General features: G+C 60.3%; 19 protein-coding genes and 3 pseudogenes. 14 read left to right on the plus strand and 8 right to left on the minus strand.

Annotation, left to right across the window (positions count from 1 at the left end):
- From PSFL_RS21440 to PSFL_RS21460, 5 genes and pseudogenes are all read left to right on the plus strand, one after another.
- A pseudogene (locus PSFL_RS21440) lies at window positions 1-172 on the plus strand (ribonucleotide-diphosphate reductase subunit beta); the annotation flags it as partial.
- A gap of 51 nt (window positions 173-223) precedes the next feature.
- Window positions 224-412: pseudogene (locus PSFL_RS21445) on the plus strand (HNH endonuclease); the annotation flags it as partial.
- Between the two features lie 72 nt (window positions 413-484).
- Window positions 485-1,129 carry an HAD family hydrolase gene (locus tag PSFL_RS21450; protein ID WP_057960453.1) on the plus strand — a complete coding sequence of 215 codons (645 nt, stop codon included), beginning with the start codon at window positions 485-487 and terminating at the stop codon, window positions 1,127-1,129.
- 116 nt (window positions 1,130-1,245) lie between these two features.
- On the plus strand, window positions 1,246-2,196 hold the full coding sequence (locus PSFL_RS21455; protein ID WP_057441908.1) for a hypothetical protein: 951 nt from the start codon (window positions 1,246-1,248) through the stop codon (window positions 2,194-2,196).
- Window positions 2,197-2,319: 123 nt separating this feature from the next.
- Window positions 2,320-2,694: a helix-turn-helix transcriptional regulator gene (locus PSFL_RS21460; RefSeq protein WP_057441910.1), complete on the plus strand. Its 375-nt coding sequence runs from the start codon at window positions 2,320-2,322 to the stop codon at window positions 2,692-2,694.
- A gap of 21 nt (window positions 2,695-2,715) precedes the next feature.
- Here the strand turns inward: PSFL_RS21460 and PSFL_RS21465 are convergent, their stop codons facing one another.
- Both PSFL_RS21465 and PSFL_RS21470 read right to left on the minus strand, forming a co-directional pair.
- Entirely contained in the window at window positions 2,716-3,264 is a 549-nt protein-coding gene (locus PSFL_RS21465; protein ID WP_157717316.1) for a hypothetical protein, read from the minus strand.
- Between the two features lie 326 nt (window positions 3,265-3,590).
- The gene (locus tag PSFL_RS21470) at window positions 3,591-4,646 is read right to left on the minus strand and encodes an MBL fold metallo-hydrolase (protein ID WP_397470463.1); all 1,056 of its coding nucleotides are present in this window, start codon (window positions 4,644-4,646) and stop codon (window positions 3,591-3,593) included.
- A gap of 132 nt (window positions 4,647-4,778) precedes the next feature.
- Between PSFL_RS21470 and PSFL_RS21475 the strand changes: the two genes are divergently transcribed.
- Window positions 4,779-5,402 carry a TetR/AcrR family transcriptional regulator gene (locus PSFL_RS21475; RefSeq protein WP_115128784.1) on the plus strand — a complete coding sequence of 208 codons (624 nt, stop codon included), beginning with the start codon at window positions 4,779-4,781 and terminating at the stop codon, window positions 5,400-5,402.
- Between the two features lie 196 nt (window positions 5,403-5,598).
- Window positions 5,599-6,657 (plus strand): diguanylate cyclase, encoded by a 1,059-nt coding sequence (locus PSFL_RS21480; protein WP_170045744.1) that lies wholly within the window; start codon window positions 5,599-5,601, stop codon window positions 6,655-6,657.
- Between the two features lie 116 nt (window positions 6,658-6,773).
- On the opposite strand, the gene PSFL_RS21485 is transcribed toward PSFL_RS21480, so the two are convergent.
- Window positions 6,774-7,661 (minus strand): LysR family transcriptional regulator, encoded by an 888-nt coding sequence (locus tag PSFL_RS21485; protein WP_397470464.1) that lies wholly within the window; start codon window positions 7,659-7,661, stop codon window positions 6,774-6,776.
- An 80-nt stretch (window positions 7,662-7,741) separates the two neighbouring features.
- Between PSFL_RS21485 and PSFL_RS21490 the strand changes: the two genes are divergently transcribed.
- Window positions 7,742-8,449 (plus strand): CTP synthase, encoded by a 708-nt coding sequence (locus tag PSFL_RS21490; RefSeq protein ID WP_397470465.1) that lies wholly within the window; start codon window positions 7,742-7,744, stop codon window positions 8,447-8,449.
- Window positions 8,446-8,802, plus strand: a complete 357-nt coding sequence (locus tag PSFL_RS21495) for an antibiotic biosynthesis monooxygenase (RefSeq protein ID WP_057441923.1) — start codon at window positions 8,446-8,448, stop codon at window positions 8,800-8,802. Before PSFL_RS21490 ends, PSFL_RS21495 begins: the two co-directional genes overlap by 4 nt.
- Window positions 8,803-8,808: 6 nt before the next feature.
- Here the strand turns inward: PSFL_RS21495 and PSFL_RS21500 are convergent, their stop codons facing one another.
- A complete protein-coding gene (locus tag PSFL_RS21500; protein WP_076962912.1) occupies window positions 8,809-9,132 on the minus strand; it encodes a DUF2025 family protein in 324 nt (107 codons plus the stop codon).
- Between the two features lie 246 nt (window positions 9,133-9,378).
- On the opposite strand from PSFL_RS21500, the gene PSFL_RS21505 reads away from it, so the two are divergent.
- Both PSFL_RS21505 and PSFL_RS21510 read left to right on the plus strand, forming a co-directional pair.
- Window positions 9,379-10,506: a glycerophosphodiester phosphodiesterase gene (locus tag PSFL_RS21505; RefSeq protein WP_169961349.1), complete on the plus strand. Its 1,128-nt coding sequence runs from the start codon at window positions 9,379-9,381 to the stop codon at window positions 10,504-10,506.
- Window positions 10,507-11,181 (plus strand): helix-turn-helix domain-containing protein, encoded by a 675-nt coding sequence (locus tag PSFL_RS21510; RefSeq protein ID WP_397470466.1) that lies wholly within the window; start codon window positions 10,507-10,509, stop codon window positions 11,179-11,181.
- Here PSFL_RS21510 and PSFL_RS21515 read toward each other — a convergent pair.
- Window positions 11,173-12,051, minus strand: a complete 879-nt coding sequence (locus tag PSFL_RS21515; protein ID WP_397470467.1) for a sterol desaturase family protein — start codon at window positions 12,049-12,051, stop codon at window positions 11,173-11,175. The genes PSFL_RS21510 and PSFL_RS21515 overlap by 9 nt on opposite strands.
- A 151-nt stretch (window positions 12,052-12,202) precedes the next feature.
- Here PSFL_RS21515 and PSFL_RS21520 point away from each other — a divergent pair, with 151 nt between their 5' ends.
- A complete protein-coding gene (locus PSFL_RS21520) occupies window positions 12,203-12,508 on the plus strand; it encodes a PepSY domain-containing protein (protein ID WP_038442689.1) in 306 nt (101 codons plus the stop codon).
- A gap of 51 nt (window positions 12,509-12,559) precedes the next feature.
- On the opposite strand, the gene PSFL_RS21525 is transcribed toward PSFL_RS21520, so the two are convergent.
- Window positions 12,560-13,327 (minus strand): methyl-accepting chemotaxis protein, encoded by a 768-nt coding sequence (locus tag PSFL_RS21525; RefSeq protein ID WP_370693747.1) that lies wholly within the window; start codon window positions 13,325-13,327, stop codon window positions 12,560-12,562.
- Between the two features lie 117 nt (window positions 13,328-13,444).
- Window positions 13,445-14,188, minus strand: a pseudogene (locus PSFL_RS21530) (methyl-accepting chemotaxis protein); the annotation flags it as partial.
- Between the two features lie 231 nt (window positions 14,189-14,419).
- Between PSFL_RS21530 and PSFL_RS21535 the strand changes: the two are divergent.
- Together PSFL_RS21535 and PSFL_RS21540 are read left to right on the plus strand one after the other, a co-directional pair.
- A complete protein-coding gene (locus PSFL_RS21535; protein WP_397470468.1) occupies window positions 14,420-15,442 on the plus strand; it encodes a transporter in 1,023 nt (340 codons plus the stop codon).
- Window positions 15,443-15,588: 146 nt separating this feature from the next.
- Window positions 15,589-17,205, plus strand: a complete 1,617-nt coding sequence (locus PSFL_RS21540; RefSeq protein ID WP_397470469.1) for an inorganic phosphate transporter — start codon at window positions 15,589-15,591, stop codon at window positions 17,203-17,205.
- Window positions 17,206-17,298: 93 nt separating this feature from the next.
- On the opposite strand, the gene PSFL_RS21545 is transcribed toward PSFL_RS21540, so the two are convergent.
- On the minus strand, window positions 17,299-17,742 hold the full coding sequence (locus PSFL_RS21545) for a multidrug/biocide efflux PACE transporter (protein WP_057441938.1): 444 nt from the start codon (window positions 17,740-17,742) through the stop codon (window positions 17,299-17,301).
- Window positions 17,743-17,745 lie beyond the last annotated feature (3 nt).

Consider the following 17,745-nt stretch of genomic DNA (forward strand, 5'->3'; position numbering starts at 1 on the left):
CAAGTTCATCGCCAACCGTCGCCTGTCGCAGATCGGCTTGAAGGAAGAGTACCCAGGGACCACTAACCCGTTCCCGTGGATGAGCGAGATCATGGACTTGAAGAAAGAGAAGAACTTCTTTGAGACCAGGGTGATCGAGTATCAGACCGGTGGGGCGTTGAGCTGGGATTGATCAGCTCATAGTTGCGATGTGAAAAAGCCCTGGGGTCGCACCCGGGGCTTTTTTATGGCCGCTGGTTTGCCATTTCTTGAAGTACATCACCTCAAGCACCTGGCCCGTAAGGGTTCGGATCGCATCTCCAATGCTGTAGCCTTGTGCCCCAATTGCCATCAGCGTTGTCACCGGTCGAGCGACCGGGATGATTTCACTGCGGGGTTTTACTCGAGAATCAGCAGATTGATACCGGAGTAGACTCCTGCGGTCACAGCTTATGCATTCCAAAAAAATAGTAGATAGGACCGAGGCCACCCCGTGAACCCAGACATGCTAGAAGCCGGCCCCGTGGGCGCCAAGGTACTTTCAGTGTTCGACTTCGACGGCACCCTGACCCGCCACGACAGTTTTGTGCCGTTTCTCAAGTTTGCTTTCGGCAAGCAGGAATTCAATCGCCGGATGCTCAAGCTGGCGCTGCCGGGCTTGCGCTTTCTGGTGCGCCGGATGAGCCGTGATGAGCTCAAGGCGCAGTTGATTCGCACCTTCATGACCGGCGTAGAGAAGGCCTGGGTGCAGCGCAAAGCCGAAGAATACTGCCAGGCTTATTGGAACAAGCTGATGCGCCCTGCCGGTTTGCAGTCGGTGGCCGATGAAATTGGCTCCGGTGCCGAAGTGACGTTGTGTTCGGCTTCGCCGGCAATCGTGTTGCAACCTTTTGCCGATCGCCTGGGAATCAAACTGATCGGGACCGAGCTTGAGGTGGTCGATGGGGTGTTGAGTGGGCGCCTTACGGGCAACAACTGCCGTTGTGAGAACAAGGTGTTGCGGCTTGAAGCGGTGTATGGCGACCTGGGTGAGTATCGGCTCAGGGCCTGGGGTGACACGCGCGGGGATCGCGAGTTGCTGGCGGCGGCGCAAGATGCGCATTGGCGGCATTTTCATTCGGCCAAGCGCCGAGGCAAACCGAAGCCGTAAGCCGCTTGGAACCAGCCCTTTCAGACGCGTTGAAAGGGCTGCGCCCTGATAGCGGACATTTGTGCTACCTGCGCAACCCCGCTATTAATAGCGAATCTTGCCACGGACCCGCCCCGATGAAATTCGACACAGCCTATTGCCTGAGCCTGGACGAAAAGCTGTCGATCTATGACGTGCGCGACCTGAATTTCGACGAAACCGCCGCCTTCGACTCCGACAAGGACAGCTTCCTCTGCCCCAACGATGATTGCCGCGCAGCGTTTGCGGCGGGCAATGTGCTGGGTACGTTCAATGGCAAGAACGTCAACTACCTGCGCACCCCGCACTTCAAGAACCTGCCCAGCACCCGGCATATCGACGGCTGCCGCTATGCCAGCCACAAGGCCGCTGCGGGAGACGCTGCGGACGAGCGCGAGGAGAACTTCCCGTCGGAGTTTGTGCTGACTCGACGTCAGTACGAACGCAAGACAGTCATCCAAGGTTCCGCAGACGCTATCCCACAAGATCCGGCGAAAGCACCTTCGAAAACCTCCAATACTTCCCACAGCGCCAGCGAAACCACCCCGGACAAGACCAGCGTCTTCGCCCACCCGGTGGAATGCTACGTGTCCAATATCGACGACAAGGACAAGCTCAAGGGCATGCCGTTGAAGATCGGTGAGCACACCGCGACGTATTGGGCGTTTTTCAAGAAGATCGAATACCTGCAAGACAACAAGGGCTTGATCTACTGGGGCCGGATCAAAGCGATCAAGGACTACACCAGCAGCGTTCGCATCGACTTTGAAAAGAAAGTGTGGCTCGACAAGAAGCCATACTCCGTCAACGTCTACCTGAACAAGAAGCTGATCGAGAACTACCGCAAGCGCAAGGCGTTCCTGGAGCAGATCAGGGCCGCCGTAAACAGCGATCGCCCGTTGTATTGCTTCTTTTATGGTGTGACGCCGGAGTTGAAACAGGTACCAAGCAAGAAAAACCCCGAGCAGACCTTCGGGGTGTTCAGTGCCGATATCCAGAACCTGGACCACCTGCTGATCCGCGAGGCGCCGGGGCTGGAGGAGAAGTGACCGGAAGCGCCCGCCAATCGCGGGCCGATCAGCCGAGAAAGAATCCAGTTGATGAACGGTCAAAACAACTGTACAAAAACACAGTATAGTTTGCCCTCCCCCGTTGGATTTCTGGAGAACCGCATGTCCTCTCTGGCAGTGAGCACCACCGTAGATCAGCAAATCGTCCTTCATCAATTCACCCCCCGGCACAGTGTGCAGGCCCGCGCGCTGCTGGGCTGGAGCCGGGAAGACCTGGCCCGACAAGCCGGGGTTGGGGTGGACGCTATCCAGCGTTTTGAAAGCCATCAGGAGGTGGATGACGCCATCCGCATCGCCCTGGCATTTCGCCTGGAGCACGAAGGCCTGGTGTTTTTCCCAGGGTTTGCGCCGGGATGGGGCATGAGCGGGCGTCGCTCCCCTGCGCCACAGGCGGATGCCGAACCGGCTCGTCGGAGCCTTATCGCCCGGCTGCTGGGCTCGCCATCCTCGAACACGCCTCAACCCAACGGCGCTTAGGCCCGATGACCGCGCAAAGGGTCACCTCACGGGCATGTCGGCGTGAGCCTGCATCGCCTGTTGATAGACCCGCACCAAGACCGACAGCGAGTCCCGTGCCCAACGGGCACCGTAGAACCAGAGTACGACCCTCGTGCCTTGGAGACCGTCGCTGAATATCTGGCATACGCCTGGGTATCCGGTTTTGCAGAAGAGGTGGAAGGCTGGGCTTTGGCCGTCTGACACCAACGCGTCGAGGCGATGCTCGTTCGTTCGCTTGTCGATCTCGTTGCTGGACTCCAGGGTGAAGTACGCGGCATCCGGTAACTGTGCCTCCACTGGCACCACTTGGGCGCCGGCAGCCTTTAACACCTCCAAAGCCTGGAGAAATCCGCTGGAATGCTCCACCGTTTCACGTACACCGTTGCGCAAATATCCGTCGGCAAAACCGATACGCCAATCGGCCAGGGCGGGAGCGGATTTGGCGGCGTTGTTTTCCATGATGGGCGGAACTTCCACCATGACCTGGCCTACAGGGTCCAGGCCGCTCAAGGCAATAAGCAATAGCGACGGATCACGTACGGTCTTCATCATCGGCCCAGGGATATCGAACCTGGGGCCCTGGACGGCAGGCGCAGCAGCAGGCTGAAACTCAATGCCACCGCGAGACGTTGACACATTGTCTGTCGACCCAGAAGGAGCGGCAGGCCCACAAGGCATTGCGTTAAAGGCGTTGAACACCAAAGGCAACCCCACGGAACAGGGTGCACCGGGTGACAAGGTTTTCCTACATTTGTCCTCCATCAGGCCCCACTCCCAGAAAATGGCTTTCCGAGATCATCGCACCCTTTTCCAGTCGATTCTCCGGGCAGAAATACCTTGAAAGCCCTTTTACCGTGTGGCTTTAGCAACCCCTTTCAACTCACTAACTGTTCTGCCGCCTGGGCCTCGACATCCAGCCACCAGGCATGCCCACGTTCAGGGGCAGCCAGCATAAAAGCCTGGCCCATGGCGGGTGTGGCAATTGACACATTGCGCTCCCAGGCCAGGGCCATGATGCGGTCAAACGGCTCATGCCAGGCATGAAATGCCAGGTCAAAGGTGCCATTGTGGATCGGCAGCAACCAGCGCCCCTTCAGGTCGATATGGGCCTGCAAAGTTTGTTCGGGCTGCATGTGGATATCGGGCCAGTCGACGTTGTAAGCACCGGTTTCCATCAGCGTCAGGTCAAATGGCCCATATTGCTCGCCAATACGCTTGAAACCTTCGAAATAGCCGGTGTCGCCACTGAAAAAGATACGCCGGGCATCATCGACCATCACCCAGGACGCCCACAGCGTCTGGTTGCCATCAAACAGGCCACGGCCGGAAAAATGCTGGGCTGGGGTGGCGACAAAGTGGATGCCGTCCACTTCAGTGCCCTGCCACCAATCCAACTGCCGCACCTTGCCTGGCGCCACACCCCATTTGATCAAGGTGTCACCCACGCCCAGTGGCGCGAGAAAATAGCGCGTCTTGGCGGCCAATTGCACAACAGCTTGGCGGTCCAGGTGGTCGTAATGGTCATGCGACAAGATCACCGCCTCAATCGGCGGCAGTTCTTCAAGGCTGATAGGCGCCTGATGAAAGCGCTTGGGGCCGGCCCAATTGAAAGGCGAAGCCCGCTCGGCGAACACCGGATCGGTCAGCCAGAACTTGCCGCGCATTTTCAGCAGGACGGTGGAATGCCCCAGGCGGTAGACACTGTGATTCGGGGCGCTCAATAACTGCTCACGCGTCAGGCGCTGTACCGGGATTTCACCTACCGGCCGCGTGCTGCGGGGCTTATGAAAGAGCATCTTCCAGAAAATCTGTAGCGTTTTGCCAAAGCCTGCACGGCTGACCGGCGCATGATTATTGAACTGACCTTGCTGCTGCTCGGACGATTTGAGCGCTGGGGAAGAGGTATCGACACGGGTAGAGATCGTGGCCATTACAGAGTGACTCCGGTACGTTCTGCTGATGCAGGTCAACAACTACACTGCACAGTGTAGTTTCAAGATTGCAACAAAACCCGGACCAAGTAAACTACCGAGTGTAATTTTCTTCCCAGAGCCGAAAGCCCCATGACTGCACCTCAACGCCTCACCGACCGTAAACGCGAAGCCATTGTGGCAGCGGCCATTGCCGAGTTTCGCGATAACGGTTTCGAGGTCACCAGCATGGACAAGATCGCCGCCACCGCTGGCGTATCCAAGCGCACGGTGTACAACCACTTCCCCAGCAAGGAGGAGTTGTTCACCGAGATCCTGAATAAGTTATGGGCCAGCAGCGTTGCGCAACTGGATGTCAGCTACAGCAGCGCACAGCCCCTGCGCGACCAATTGCGGGTGTTGCTGCAAGCGAAGATGAAGATGATGTCGGACGCCAACTTCCTAGACCTGGCCCGCGTGGCAATTGCCGCGACCATCCATTCCCCGGAGCGGGCCCAGGGCATCGTCAATCGCCTGAGCGAACGTGAAGAAGGGTTCACATTATGGGTGCGCGCAGCGCAGGAAGACGGTCGCCTCAAGCCCGTGGACCCGTGCTTTGCCGCCCATCAGGTGCAAAGCCTGCTCAAGGCCTTCGCCTTCTGGCCGCAAATCACCCTGGGCCAACCCACCCTGGATGCGGCTACCCAGGCCAACGTGATCGAGTCAGCGATGGACCTGTTTCTGGCCGGCTACGAGATTGCCACCCGCCCCCAATAAATCCCTCTGTCGTCAATACGACACTGGCGGGTCGTTTTTGCCTGAATCCTGCGGATCCCCGCGCAAATGGCCTGGAAGGACACTGATTATTCCTGCGTAAATCACTGACAATAATCACCTGTCATCTGGCGTAAATGGCCTTTTGACAAGGCACGCCTTCGCAACTTAAAAAAAGAACAACCTGACGCAGGAATCTATGGAAAACCTTCGAGGCAAAGGGCTGTCGTTTGCCCGGCGCATTTATCGGCCGCGCATTCTCGGGCTGGGCATCGGCAGCCTTTGCGTGCTGGCCGCCCTATACCCGCTGGCCATGCCCGGATGGGTCTGGGCACTGTGGCTGTTCAATGGGTTTATCTGGCCGCACCTGGCATACCAGCTATCAAGCCATTCAGCGTTTCCGTACCAGGCCGAGCGACGCAATCTGCTGTATGACTCAGTGTCCGGCGGGTTCTGGGCCGCAGCCACACAATTCACGCCCCTGACTGCAGTGACCATCCTCGCGATGATGACCATGCATAACGTCGCGGCGGGCGGCAAAAAGCTGATGATCCAGGGCATGCTCGCGCAACTGGTGGGCGTGGCAGTGGCCTGGCTGGTGTTCGGTCCTGCGTTCAACCCCAATGTCGGCCTGATCCAGGTGTATGCCTGCCTGCCGATGCTGATTCTCTACCCCGTCGCCATCGGCATGGCCAGCTATCGCCTGGCTATCAAGCTCTCGGAACACAAGCGCGCCCTGAGTGCCTTGAGCCGCACCGACAGCCTGACCGGCCTGCTCAATCACGGGTCGTGGAAGGACTTGCTGCAACTGAAGTTTCACAAGTGCCAGCAGCAACAATCCCAGGCCACCATCGCACTGATTGATGTCGACCACTTCAAGCAGATCAACGATGCCTATGGCCATATCGTCGGCGACCGGGTCTTGCGGCAACTGAGTAAGGAGTTGCAGCGCAATGTGCGGGAAAATGACCTGACGGGCCGCTACGGTGGCGACGAGTTCTGCGTGATCCTGCCGGACGTGTCGCTGGAGCAAGCCAGTTATGTGATGGAACGCCTGCGGGAAATGTTCAGCCGCTACCGCGACCCGCAGGTTCCAGAACTACGGGTCAGCCTGAGCATTGGCCTGGCGGCCTACCAGGTGCAATTCACCCAGGCGCATATGTGGCTCAACGCGGCGGACCAAGCCCTGTACGCCGCCAAGGGCACCGGGCGCAATCGGGTGACCGTCGCCGATTCACTGGTCGCACGCTCCGCCTGAAGGGGCTAATTACTCAGACCGCATGTTCGTCCACCCTGTAGAAGCCGGCTCGCCGGCGGGCGCTGAGCATGGTTGCCAATGCTCGGCTGGGCTTGTAGGCGCCGGCTGGCCGATGTCTATAAAGGGCGACGCAGGTGCCGGCCCAGCTCATCGAACAACGTCACCACTGAACGCAGCGCCCGACTGTCCGGGCGCGTCAGCAACCACAAGGCTGTGTCGTAACCTGTAAGCGCCGGCCCCAACGGCTGCAATCCCTGGCCATCCGCCAACAGAAAATCCGGCAGCGCCGCCACGCCCAGACCGGCACGTACCAATTGGGTTACAGACAACATGCTGTTGCACCGATAACTGGGCCTTACGCCGGGTAAATACTGGCGACGCCAAGCCACGGTGGGATGGTCGGGCAAGAAATCATCCGGGGCGATCCACGCCAGGGCCGCCAAATCTTGAGTAGCGTGTTGCTCTATGTAACCGGCACTGGCGCAGACCCGATAGGACACCGTCCCCAAACGCCGTCCCACCAGGTGCTCCGGCGGCGTCCTGGTCAGGCGCAAGGCAATATCCGCGTCGCGGCGGCTGAGGTTGGCGAAATCATTGGACGTACTCAATTCCAGGGTCAGTGCCGGGTAAGCGGGCATGAACTGCGCCAAGGCCGGCAATAACAGGCCCTGCAACACTGAGTCGGTGCAGGTCAGGCGCACCGTGCCGCTGATCACTTCACCGCCCTGCTCGACCCCCACGCGGGCTGCCTGCAGCGCCTGTTCGGCACGCTCGGCCTGCTGGGCCAAGGTGGTGGCCAAGCTGGTCGGCAGGTAACCGGCGCGGCTTTTTTCGAACAGTGCCTGCCCCAAAGACGACTCAAGACGCCGCACGGCCCGAAACACCGTAGACACATCCACCCGCAGCAAGGCCGCAGCCCGCGCCAAAGTGCCGCCACGCACCAGGGCAAGGATCAGCGCCAGGTCGGAATAGTCGATTTGATAGTGCGTGGCTGCATTGAACATGTGGGGTAACGCCAATATTGATTGCGCGAACGCCAATCTATAGTGCCCTTCAGGACTCGACAAGCCATTGGACGCACGCCATGACCCCCTCTGCTCTGCACCTCGCCCTGATCGGCGATTACGATCCTCAAGTCACCGCCCACCAAGCCATTCCCCTTGCCCTGCAACAGGCGAGTACACACCTGAGGCTGACACTTCAGATTGAATGGCTGGCCACCGACACCCTTAAGGACAACCACACCTTGCAGCCTTTCGACAGGTTCTGGTGCGTACCTGCAAGCCCCTATCGCGATGCCGACGGGGCGTTGCGGGCGATCCGCTTTGCCCGCGAACAGCGGCGTCCTTTCCTCGGCACCTGCGGCGGTTTTCAACATGCCGTGTTGGAATATGCACGCAATGTGCTGAGGTGGGCCGATGCCGAACATGGCGAGTTGGCACCTGATGCGCCACGGGCGGTGATCGCCCCCTTGTCGTGTGCTCTGATCGAAACCATCGCGCCCATCCACTTGATGGCCTTCACCCGTATCGCCGAGGCTTACGGCACCCTTGAAATCCAGGAGGGTTATCGTTGCCGCTATGGCCTCAATGCCGACTTCAAACAGGCACTGCTGGAGGACAATCTGATTGGCAGCGCCCATGATTCGGCGGGCGAGGTGCGGGCGATAGAACTGCTGGACCATCCGTTTTTTGTCGCCACTCTGTTCCAGCCAGAACGCGCGGCACTTACCGGTGCCAGCGTGCCGCTGGTCAGCGCATGGCTCCAGGCCTGCCTGGAGCGCTCGGCATGATCGCCCAGACACCCTCCCCGCCCTACTACGCAGTGATCTTCACTTCCCTGCGCACCGAGACCGACCAAGGCTACGCACAGGCCGCCGACCGCATGCTCGAACTGGCCCGCCAGCAACCGGGGTTTCTCGGTGTCGAATCAGCCCGCGGCGATGATGGCCTGGGGATTACCGTGTCCTACTGGAGCAACGAGGCCGCGATCCTGGCCTGGAAACAACACGCCGAGCACCGCAACACCCGCGAACAGGGCCGGGCCATCTGGTACGGCGCGTTTCAGACACGGGTATGCAAGGTAGAACGGGCTTATGCCTTCACCGCAAACGGCACCACCCCCGCGCCTACGGGATTGGCGTGATGGCGATCAACCTACCAGGCTGCGCACCGCGCTGATCTGCGGGATCTCCACCCGGCGCATATACACCCGCAGCGGCTCGGTGATGTTGATGCGGTCGTCGATGTTCTGGTCCAGCAGGAGTTGGATGTGCTCGCGGGACAGGGTCATGGCCTGGTCGGCCGCCGGCTGCCAGACAAACTCGCTGGTGGGGATGATGCCGTCGTCGGCGACGTCCATGCCGAACGAGTCTTCGCTGAAACGCACGATGTACTGGCCGGTCTTGCGGTTCAGGCCGACAAAGCCGTTGAGTTGGTCGGCGGCCTGGCAGATGAGTTCTGAAGTGATGCGCATGCTAAACCTCACTGAAAAATCCCACAGGGGAAGTGAACGATGGTTTACACGCGAGGCAGAGAAAGAAGGCAATGCAGGTTTCCCTCTGGCGGGGAAACTCGGGCCAAGAATACTGCATAGCACGGCACAAAAGCGCAGAAAAATAGCGCATGCGCACGTTAATGTCGGTTTGGTGATAGCGCGATTTGCATGCAATTGTTAAAAAGGAAGCCTTCTTGAAGCTACCTCCACGAAAGGACCTCGCACATGCCTGCTACGTTTACCAAGAGTGCCCTGCTGCTCGCACTGATGATGGGCCTTGGCCACGCACAGGCTGCAAGCCCCATCAGCCCGGTTGAACTGGCGACCAAGGAGGGCATTCCGCACCCTGCCGTGATCGCCCACCGGGGTGCGTCCTACGATGCACCGGAATCCACCGCCGCCGCCTACAAGCTCGCCCGCGACCTGGGTGCCGACTACCTGGAACTGGACCTGCAACGCAGCAAGGACGGCGTGCTGTTCGCCCTGCACGACAATAACCTGCAACGCACCACCGACGTGGCCACCAAGTTCCCCGAGCGCAAGGACAGCCCGGCCAACGAGTTCACCTGGAAAGAACTGCAAAGCCTGGATGCCGGCAGTTGGTTCAACACCGCCTACCCAGAGCGTGCGCGCCCGGGCTTCGTCGGGTTGAAAATCCTCAGCCTGGACGAAATCATCAAGATCGCCGAAGGCAACCCCCAGCATAAACCCGGCCTGTACATCGAAACCAAAGAGCCCAAGCAGTTCCCGGGGATCGAAGCCGATCTGAAGGACAAGCTGCTGGACAAGGGGTGGCTGAGTTCCGTGGGTTCCAAGCTGGGCAAGAGCAACACAGGCGTCGGCCAGGGCAAGGGCCGCGTGGTGTTGCAGACGTTCGAGACGGCCAGCCTCAAGGAACTGCAGAAAGAGATGCCCAACACCCCGAAAATCCTGCTGTTGTGGGTAGGTGAAGGCAGCATCGAGCCCAAGTCCAAGGTGACTTTCGCCGAGTCCGGCGAACCGACCAAGGCGGCCTACTATGCCAAGCAGGAACCCAAGGACGCGGCCGAATTCGAGAAGTGGGTCGATGAAGCCAAGAGCCTCGGTGCAATTGGCACTGGCCCATCGGCACAACTGACGAACCTGGGCGACCAGAGCTATTCGGACCTGGTCAAGCCCGAGATGAACCAACTGACCCACGACAAGGGCCTGCTGGTGCACGTCTATACCGTCGACGAGCCGGTGGACTTCGAGAAGGTCATGAGCGCCGGGGTCGATGGCATCTTCACCAACCGTGCCGCCGAACTGCTGAAGTTCTACAAGCGCTGGCCGTCTTCCAGCGTGCAGGATCTGCTGCAGGACAACGGTTACTGAGTGAGCGAGTGGTCAGGCCAACTGTGGCTGGGGCCTGATTACGGCCTGATCCTCGGTGAGACGGGGCGTACGGCGCCCCACGCGCATTACGCCCATCAATTTATCCTGTCCGCGGAGAGCCCCATCACGGTCAGCCTTGATGGGCACCTGCAAACGGCTTACCGCCTGTTCATCCCCTCTCGCCAGCCCCATGCCATCGTGCATGCCCCCGGTACAGTGTTGATGGCTTATGTGGAACCCGGCGCATTTGAAAGCCAGTCGTTGCAACACGCCCTGGAGACCGCCGATTTTTCCCATGAGCGCCTGGAGCAGACATTGCGCCAGCTACCACGTCGCCAGGCGGACGATGAGCGCGTGCAACGCGCCCTGCACACCCTCGATCAACAGTTGAGCGGCAAGGTCTCGGCGCAGTCATTGGCGCAGGCGGCGCACCTGTCGTTGAGCCAGTTGGAGCGCCTGTTTGTCAGCCAGCTCGGCGTGCCGGTGCGGCGCCTGGTGATGTGGCGCCGCCTGCGCCTGGCCCTGGATCTGGCCCTGAACGGTCACACCCTGACCCAAGCAGCCCATGGCGCGGGGTTTGCCGACTCGGCGCACTTCTCGCGGACCATGAAGCAACTGTTTGGCGTGACCGCCGGGGCCTCCTTGCGCCATCTTCAAGTACATCTCCTACAGTAGTGCGCTTGGCACCGCAGGCTCCTTGCTCAGTTGCGCCGCACTGAAGGGATCACGCAACTGCTCGACGTAATCCACCGGAAAATCCGGCCGGCTGCCAATCCCCAGGTCGCCCTCGCCCATTCGATAGTCCTCGGTGTAAAACGCAGTCCCCAACAGCCAGTCCCACAGGTTGAAAAACAAACCGAAATTCACATCCCCTGCGCGCCCGTACTTCATATGGTGGAAGCGATGCACGGGCGCCCAGGCAAATACCAAGCGCAACGGCCCCAGGCGCATATCGACATTGGAGTGCTGCAGCAACAGTTGGATGGCAATGGCCAACGCCAGCAGCATCGCCACCTCCAGCGGAATGCCCAGCAGGATCAACGGCAGCAGGCCGGCCGTGGCCTCCAGCATCTGGTGCAAGGGATGCTTCATCAAGCCATTGAACCCATAGAGCCGCTGCACGCTGTGATGCACCGCATGCAAACGCCAGAGTGCGGCGATGCGATGGCTGGCGTAATGCATCAGGGTGATGCCCGCATCGGCAATGATGATTGCCAGCAGCAATTGCGCCCACAGCGGCCAGGCGCGCGGCCAGGCGCCCTCGATCGCCAGCCATGCCGTGAGCAGCGGCAATGCCAGCAACCCCAGGGCATTCAGGCTTTCATTGACCAGCGAGTGGAGGACATCCCGGCGTCGGTCGCCCGAAGGGCGGTTCCACTGGGGCTCGTAGGGCAAGCACAGCTCGGCGATAAACGACACGCCGATGGCCAGCGCAAACACCGCCAGCAGCCACTGCGATGCCCCTAGCGTGACCAACCAGAGCCCCGCGCCAATAAAACCCGCCCAGAACAAGGGCGCGTATAGCCAAGCCAATATGTGTTTCATAAGTGTCTCCCGTGGGTGAGACACCAGCATGAAATTCCCCGGCGCGGGGCGATTGAACAAACAACGCAAACGTCCTACACAATTAAGGGTAAATTAAGTTGCGCGGGGTAATCTGATCCCACTTAAACAGCTCACCCCAAAGGACCACATCATGAAAAACCTGACCGCTCTGTTCGCTGCTGCTGCCCTGACGCTGACTGCCGGCCTGGCCCAGGCCGATGTTCGCCCGGACCAGATTCCAAGCCTGCTGCAATCGGGCGCCGTGAAGCCATTTGAACAGCTGAATGCCGCCGCCCTGGCCAAACATGCCGGCGCCACCATCAACGACACTGAGCTGGATAACGAAGCCGGGCGCCTGGTCTACGAAGTTGACCTGACCGACACCACTGGCAAGAAGTGGGATGTGAAGCTCGACGCCAAGACCGGCGAAGTGCTGGAAAACAAGCAAGACACTTAAGTTGCCCCAGCAACACAACGCGCCGCCTTCGGGCGGCGCAGTTGTGTCTGGTCAGGCGCTAAGGCGCGCCGTCACCTCATTCAGCTCAGCAGACAGCCCACGCAGGTTATGACTGGCCGCTTCGGTGCGCTGCACGTTGTCCAGGTTGGCGGTGGCCACCGTGGTGATTTGCGTGATGTTGCGCGAGATATCCTCGGCCACCGAGGTTTGCTCTTCGGCCGCTGTGGCAATCTGCCGGTTCATATCGCGGATCGCCTCTACAGCCTGGGTGATATGACTGAGCATCGCCCCGGCCTGGGTGACCTTTTCGACGCTCTCATCACTGCATGACTGGCCGCTGACAATCGCCTCGGCGGCATCCACGGCGCCGGTCTGCACTGCCTGGATGATCTGGTTAATCTCGATGATCGACGCCGCTGTGCGTTGCGCCAGGCTGCGCACCTCATCGGCCACCACCGCAAACCCACGTCCGGCTTCGCCTGCTCGCGCGGCCTCGATCGCCGCATTGAGGGCCAGCAGGTTGGTCTGTTCGGCGATGCCGCGAATCACTTCCAGCACCGTGCCGATGCGCACGCTGTCTGCTTCCAGGCGGCGGATAATGCCACCGGTGTTGAGGATCTCGTTACGCATCTGGCCGATGGTGGCAATGGTCACTTGCATCACCTCGCCGCCCTCACGGGCCGAATGATCGGCCTCGTCTGCTGCCCGCGAAGCGCTGGCGGCGTGGCGCGCGACTTCCTGGGCGGTGGCGGACATTTCGGTCATCGCCGTCGCCACTTGATCGGTACGGCTGAACTGATCCTGGGTGCCCGTCGCCATCTGCCCGGCAATCGAGTTCAACTCGCCACTGGCGCTCACCAGGTCCTTGGCACTGCGCTGCAGGCGGCCAAAGGTTTCAGCGAGGAAGTCGCGCAACGTATTGGCGGCTTGGGCCAAGTGCCCCAGTTCATCCTGGCGCTGGCTGGCAACGCGCTCGGCAAACCGGCCATGGCTCAATTGGGCCACATAGTCGATCAGGCCACGGATCGGCAAAATCAGGTTGCGGTTGATCAACCACAGGCTGAACAGACCGATCAGCCCTCCAGACAGCACCATCACCGCCAGGCCCAGCATCACGGTACGTTCGGCATAGGCGCTGATTGCCAGGGATTGCTGCTTGCCCTGCTCATGCAGTTGGGTAACCAGCGCGCTCATCTGCTCACTCACCGCGCGGTCCACACCCTTGACCGCGTTATCCCCGGCCGCCGCATCAGCCCCGGCGGCCACGTAAGCGTCACGCCCCTTCTGGTAGGCCACGCCCAGCATCTGGTGCTCTTGACGCAAGGTTTCCAGGCGACGGTTCAAGCCTGGATCGCCCTGGGTGTTGCTCACCAGGCGCGCCAGGATGCCCTGCACGTCTTGCTGCCGATCCTGGAACTGCCCCCAGTACTTGTTCATATCCTGGGGTTGCTTGCCACGCAGCAGGACGTTTTTCCATTCCTGGACCTGGACCTTGAATTGCAGGTTGGCTTCATCAATCAGCTGTGAGGTTTGCAACGGCCCCTCCAGCAAACTGCGGTAACTCTGCACACCGTTGGAGAGAAAATGAAAACACGCCAGGGCAATCAACAGCATTGCCAACAGGCTGCCACCGAGCAACGACAAAATCTGTGCTCTCAAGGACTTTCGCAAAAAACTCATCGGGGAGAAGCCTCGAAACAGGGAAATGGGGACCTGCACCGCAACATCCCTGTCAGCCAACACATGGCCAATCCAATTGCATACTTGCACCTTGAATCGGCCGGACTAGACGCTTCTTGAGCCCAGTGGATGAGCGGTCGTACGGCGTCGATCTGTGACTGACACAAAACGGTCAAATCCCCTTGCAATGATTGCGCAACGCGCATCTGTCGCCCTCCCCTGCGAGCCACCATGAACCACAGCATCGACCACGGCCACCAGGACTCCGACCTGTTTGGCCTGCTTTACGGTTTCCGCTTCAGGCCCGGCGAGAAAGCCGAGCAGATCGACTCGGCGGCCGTGCTCAAGGCCTTGCAAGCCCCGGCCGCCCCCGATGAATTCCTCTGGCTGCACCTGAACCTGGCCCACGCCGCCTGCCAGCGCTGGATGCAGGCGCACCTGGAGTTGCCACCGGAGTTCTTCGAAGCCTTGCACGAAGGCTCGCGCTCCACCCGTATCGAGCATGTGGACTCGGCCTTGCTGGCGGTGGTCAACGACGTGGTGTTCAACTTCAGCAGCATGATGTCATCGGACATTTCCACCTTGTGGGTCTGCGCCCGCAGCCGCCTGCTGATCAGTGCGCGCCTGCAACCGCTGCATTCGGTGGACAAGCTGCGCTCATCGGTAAAGGCCGGCGAACACTTCCGCTCGCCCCTGGAATTGCTGGTGCATCTGTTGCGCGATCAAGGCGAGGTGCTGACGCAGATCGTGCGCAAGACCAGCCTCAGCGTCGACCAGATCGAAGACCAGTTGCTGTCCTCGCGCCTGTCCACCAACCGCGCCGAACTGGGGGCCATGCGCCGGGTGCTGGTGCGCCTGCAACGCCTGCTGGCGCTGGAGCCGGGCTCGCTGCTGCGCCTGCTCAATCGCCCGCCGCAGTGGCTGCAGAAGGAAGACGTAAAGGAGTTGCGCAAATCCACCGAAGAGTTCGCCCTGATCATCAACGACCTCACGGCCCTGGGCGAACGGATCAAGTTGTTGCAGGAAGAAATCGCCGCCAACCTCAACGAACAGAGCAACCGCACGCTGTTTACCCTGACGGTGGTCACGGTACTGGCGCTGCCGATCAATATCATCGCGGGCTTCTTTGGCATGAACGTGGGTGGCGTGCCACTTTCCCAGGATCCCGAGGGTTTCTGGATTCTGGTGGCGCTGGTGGCGACGTTCACCTTGATTGCCGGCAGATGGGCGTTTCGCAAGCGCCAGGATTACTAAGGCTCAAATGCAATCAACCTGTGGGAGCGGCGGTGGGTTTTAGACCAGCGGCCGGCTGACAACACCAAACACTGACTTGAGGCAGCACCTCTGTAACATTCTGCAATGATCATGGGAAACATCCTCCCCACTCTGGATGCTCCGGCATGGCCACCCCTTCCCTGACCGCCTCCCACCAGGCAGCCGCCCCTGACGCAAAACCGCAACTGGACACCAAACCCAGCCTGCTCACGGTGATCGTGTTCTTTTCCGTGCTCGCCATGGGCCTGTTGTTCACCGCCTACAGCCTGATGCACGACATGCACGAACTGGGCACGGTGGTCACCACCTGGACCCCATTCCTGCTGCTGGGTGTGGCGCTGCTGATTGCCCTGGGGTTCGAGTTCGTCAACGGTTTCCATGACACCGCCAACGCCGTGGCGACAGTGATCTACACCAACTCGCTGCCGCCGCAATTCGCGGTGGTCTGGTCGGGGTTCTTCAATTTCCTCGGGGTGCTGCTGTCCAGTGGCGCAGTGGCCTTTGCCATCATTGCCTTGCTGCCGGTGGAGTTGATTTTGCAGGTTGGCTCTTCCGCCGGTTTTGCGATGATCTTCGCCCTGCTGATCGCGGCAATCCTGTGGAACCTGGGCACCTGGTGGCTGGGTTTGCCGGCGTCGTCCTCCCATACGCTGATCGGGTCGATCATCGGGGTGGGCGTGGCCAATGCCCTGATGCATGGCCGGGACGGCACCAGTGGCGTGGACTGGGCGCAGGCGATCAAGATCGGCTATGCGCTGCTGCTGTCACCGCTGATCGGTTTCGGCTTTGCCGCCCTGCTGTTGCTGGCGCTGCGGGCCTTTGTGAAAAACCGCGCGCTGTACAAGGCGCCCAAGGGCAACACCCCGCCGCCGTGGTGGATTCGCAGCCTGCTGATCGTGACCTGCACCGGCGTATCTTTTGCCCACGGCTCCAACGATGGCCAGAAAGGCATGGGCCTGATCATGTTGATCCTGGTGGGCACTTTGCCCATGGCCTACGCGTTGAACCGCACCATGCCGGCCGATCAATCCCTGCAATTTGCCGCCGTGGCTGAAGTCACCCAGCAAGCCCTGGTCAAAATCGCCCCGCAACCGGCGCCGGAGGACCCACGACCGACGCTGTCGACCTATGTGCGCACCAAGGACGTCACGCCCGAACTGATCCCCGCCCTCGCCGCCCTGACCGGGCATATCGGCGAGCAAGTCAAAGGCTACGGTTCCCTGGCCAAGGTGCCCGCCGAGGCCATGGGCAACGTGCGTAACGACATGTACCTGACCAGCGAAACCATTCGCCTGATGGACAAGGGCAAAGTCGGAAATTTCGACGCCGACACCGAGGGCAAGCTGCAACTGTTCAAGCAACAGATCGACAATGCCACGCGCTTTATCCCGCTATGGGTGAAGATCGCCGTGGCCATCGCCCTGGGCCTGGGCACCATGGTCGGCTGGAAGCGCATTGTGGTGACCGTCGGCGAGAAAATCGGCAAGACCCACCTGACCTACGCCCAGGGCGCCTCGGCGGAAACCGTGGCCATGCTGACCATTGGCGCCGCCGACATGTTCGGGTTGCCGGTATCGACCACCCACGTGCTGTCGTCGGGCGTGGCCGGGACCATGGTGGCCAATGGTGGCGGCTTGCAGATGAAGACCATCCGCAATCTGCTGTTGGCCTGGGTGCTGACGTTGCCGGCAGCGATTGTACTGTCGGGCAGTTTGTACTGGTTGTTTACCCAAATCTTCTGAAACTCTGGCACCCGGACGTGACCGACAAGGTCACGCCGGTAGCTCGCGAATAACCCGAAAGTGCCGCGTATATTCAGGATGCCCGCGTCATCGTTAACGTCCTTCGCGAGCAAGCTCGCTGTTGAAGAACTTTCCCCGCAGCACGTCGTAGCCCCAGTGGTACACATAGGTGTACGGCAGGAAGAACAGCAGCACGCCGATATCCAGGATAAACGCCTGCATCAGGCTGATATTCAGCCACGCGGCAATCAGCGGCACGGCGAACAGAATCAGCCCGCCCTCGAACAGCAGCGCGTGCATGATCCGGGTCTTGACGCTATTGGCCAGTTGCAGGCGCACTTTGAGGCGGTCGAAAAGGCTGTTGAAAATCATGTTCCAGGTCAGCGCCAACAAGCTGATAGCCAGGGTCACAGCGCCCATTTCCAGAGCCGGCCGGCCAGTGATCCACACCAGCAGCGGCGTACAGATCAACAGGGCCAGGCCCTCGAAACCAAGGGCCTGCAAAACGCGTTCAGTGATGGACTTGGTGGTGTTCATAAG

The sequence above is a fragment of the Pseudomonas sp. DD1 genome (genome assembly GCF_044510355.1).
In the GTDB taxonomy this organism is placed as follows: Bacteria; Pseudomonadota; Gammaproteobacteria; order Pseudomonadales; family Pseudomonadaceae; genus Aquipseudomonas; species Aquipseudomonas shahriarae.

Excerpts from the sequence above, each read along its gene's own strand:
- PSFL_RS21460 (WP_057441910.1), top strand. The coding sequence starts at position 2,320 with ATGTCCTCTCTGGCAGTGAGCACCACCGTAGATCAGCAAATCGTCCTT.
- PSFL_RS21485 (WP_397470464.1), bottom strand. The coding sequence starts at position 7,661 with ATGTTCAATGCAGCCACGCACTATCAAATCGACTATTCCGACCTGGCG.
- PSFL_RS21480 (WP_170045744.1), top strand. The coding sequence starts at position 5,599 with ATGGAAAACCTTCGAGGCAAAGGGCTGTCGTTTGCCCGGCGCATTTAT.
- PSFL_RS21495 (WP_057441923.1), top strand. The coding sequence starts at position 8,446 with ATGATCGCCCAGACACCCTCCCCGCCCTACTACGCAGTGATCTTCACT.
- PSFL_RS21545 (WP_057441938.1), bottom strand. The coding sequence starts at position 17,742 with ATGAACACCACCAAGTCCATCACTGAACGCGTTTTGCAGGCCCTTGGT.
- PSFL_RS21455 (WP_057441908.1), top strand. The coding sequence starts at position 1,246 with ATGAAATTCGACACAGCCTATTGCCTGAGCCTGGACGAAAAGCTGTCG.
- PSFL_RS21490 (WP_397470465.1), top strand. The coding sequence starts at position 7,742 with ATGACCCCCTCTGCTCTGCACCTCGCCCTGATCGGCGATTACGATCCT.
- PSFL_RS21475 (WP_115128784.1), top strand. The coding sequence starts at position 4,779 with ATGACTGCACCTCAACGCCTCACCGACCGTAAACGCGAAGCCATTGTG.
- PSFL_RS21470 (WP_397470463.1), bottom strand. The coding sequence starts at position 4,646 with ATGGCCACGATCTCTACCCGTGTCGATACCTCTTCCCCAGCGCTCAAA.
- PSFL_RS21520 (WP_038442689.1), top strand. The coding sequence starts at position 12,203 with ATGAAAAACCTGACCGCTCTGTTCGCTGCTGCTGCCCTGACGCTGACT.
- PSFL_RS21500 (WP_076962912.1), bottom strand. The coding sequence starts at position 9,132 with ATGCGCATCACTTCAGAACTCATCTGCCAGGCCGCCGACCAACTCAAC.
- PSFL_RS21450 (WP_057960453.1), top strand. The coding sequence starts at position 485 with ATGCTAGAAGCCGGCCCCGTGGGCGCCAAGGTACTTTCAGTGTTCGAC.
- PSFL_RS21535 (WP_397470468.1), top strand. The coding sequence starts at position 14,420 with ATGAACCACAGCATCGACCACGGCCACCAGGACTCCGACCTGTTTGGC.
- PSFL_RS21515 (WP_397470467.1), bottom strand. The coding sequence starts at position 12,051 with ATGAAACACATATTGGCTTGGCTATACGCGCCCTTGTTCTGGGCGGGT.
- PSFL_RS21540 (WP_397470469.1), top strand. The coding sequence starts at position 15,589 with ATGGCCACCCCTTCCCTGACCGCCTCCCACCAGGCAGCCGCCCCTGAC.
- PSFL_RS21465 (WP_157717316.1), bottom strand. The coding sequence starts at position 3,264 with ATGAAGACCGTACGTGATCCGTCGCTATTGCTTATTGCCTTGAGCGGC.
- PSFL_RS21525 (WP_370693747.1), bottom strand. The coding sequence starts at position 13,327 with ATGGCGACGGGCACCCAGGATCAGTTCAGCCGTACCGATCAAGTGGCG.
- PSFL_RS21505 (WP_169961349.1), top strand. The coding sequence starts at position 9,379 with ATGCCTGCTACGTTTACCAAGAGTGCCCTGCTGCTCGCACTGATGATG.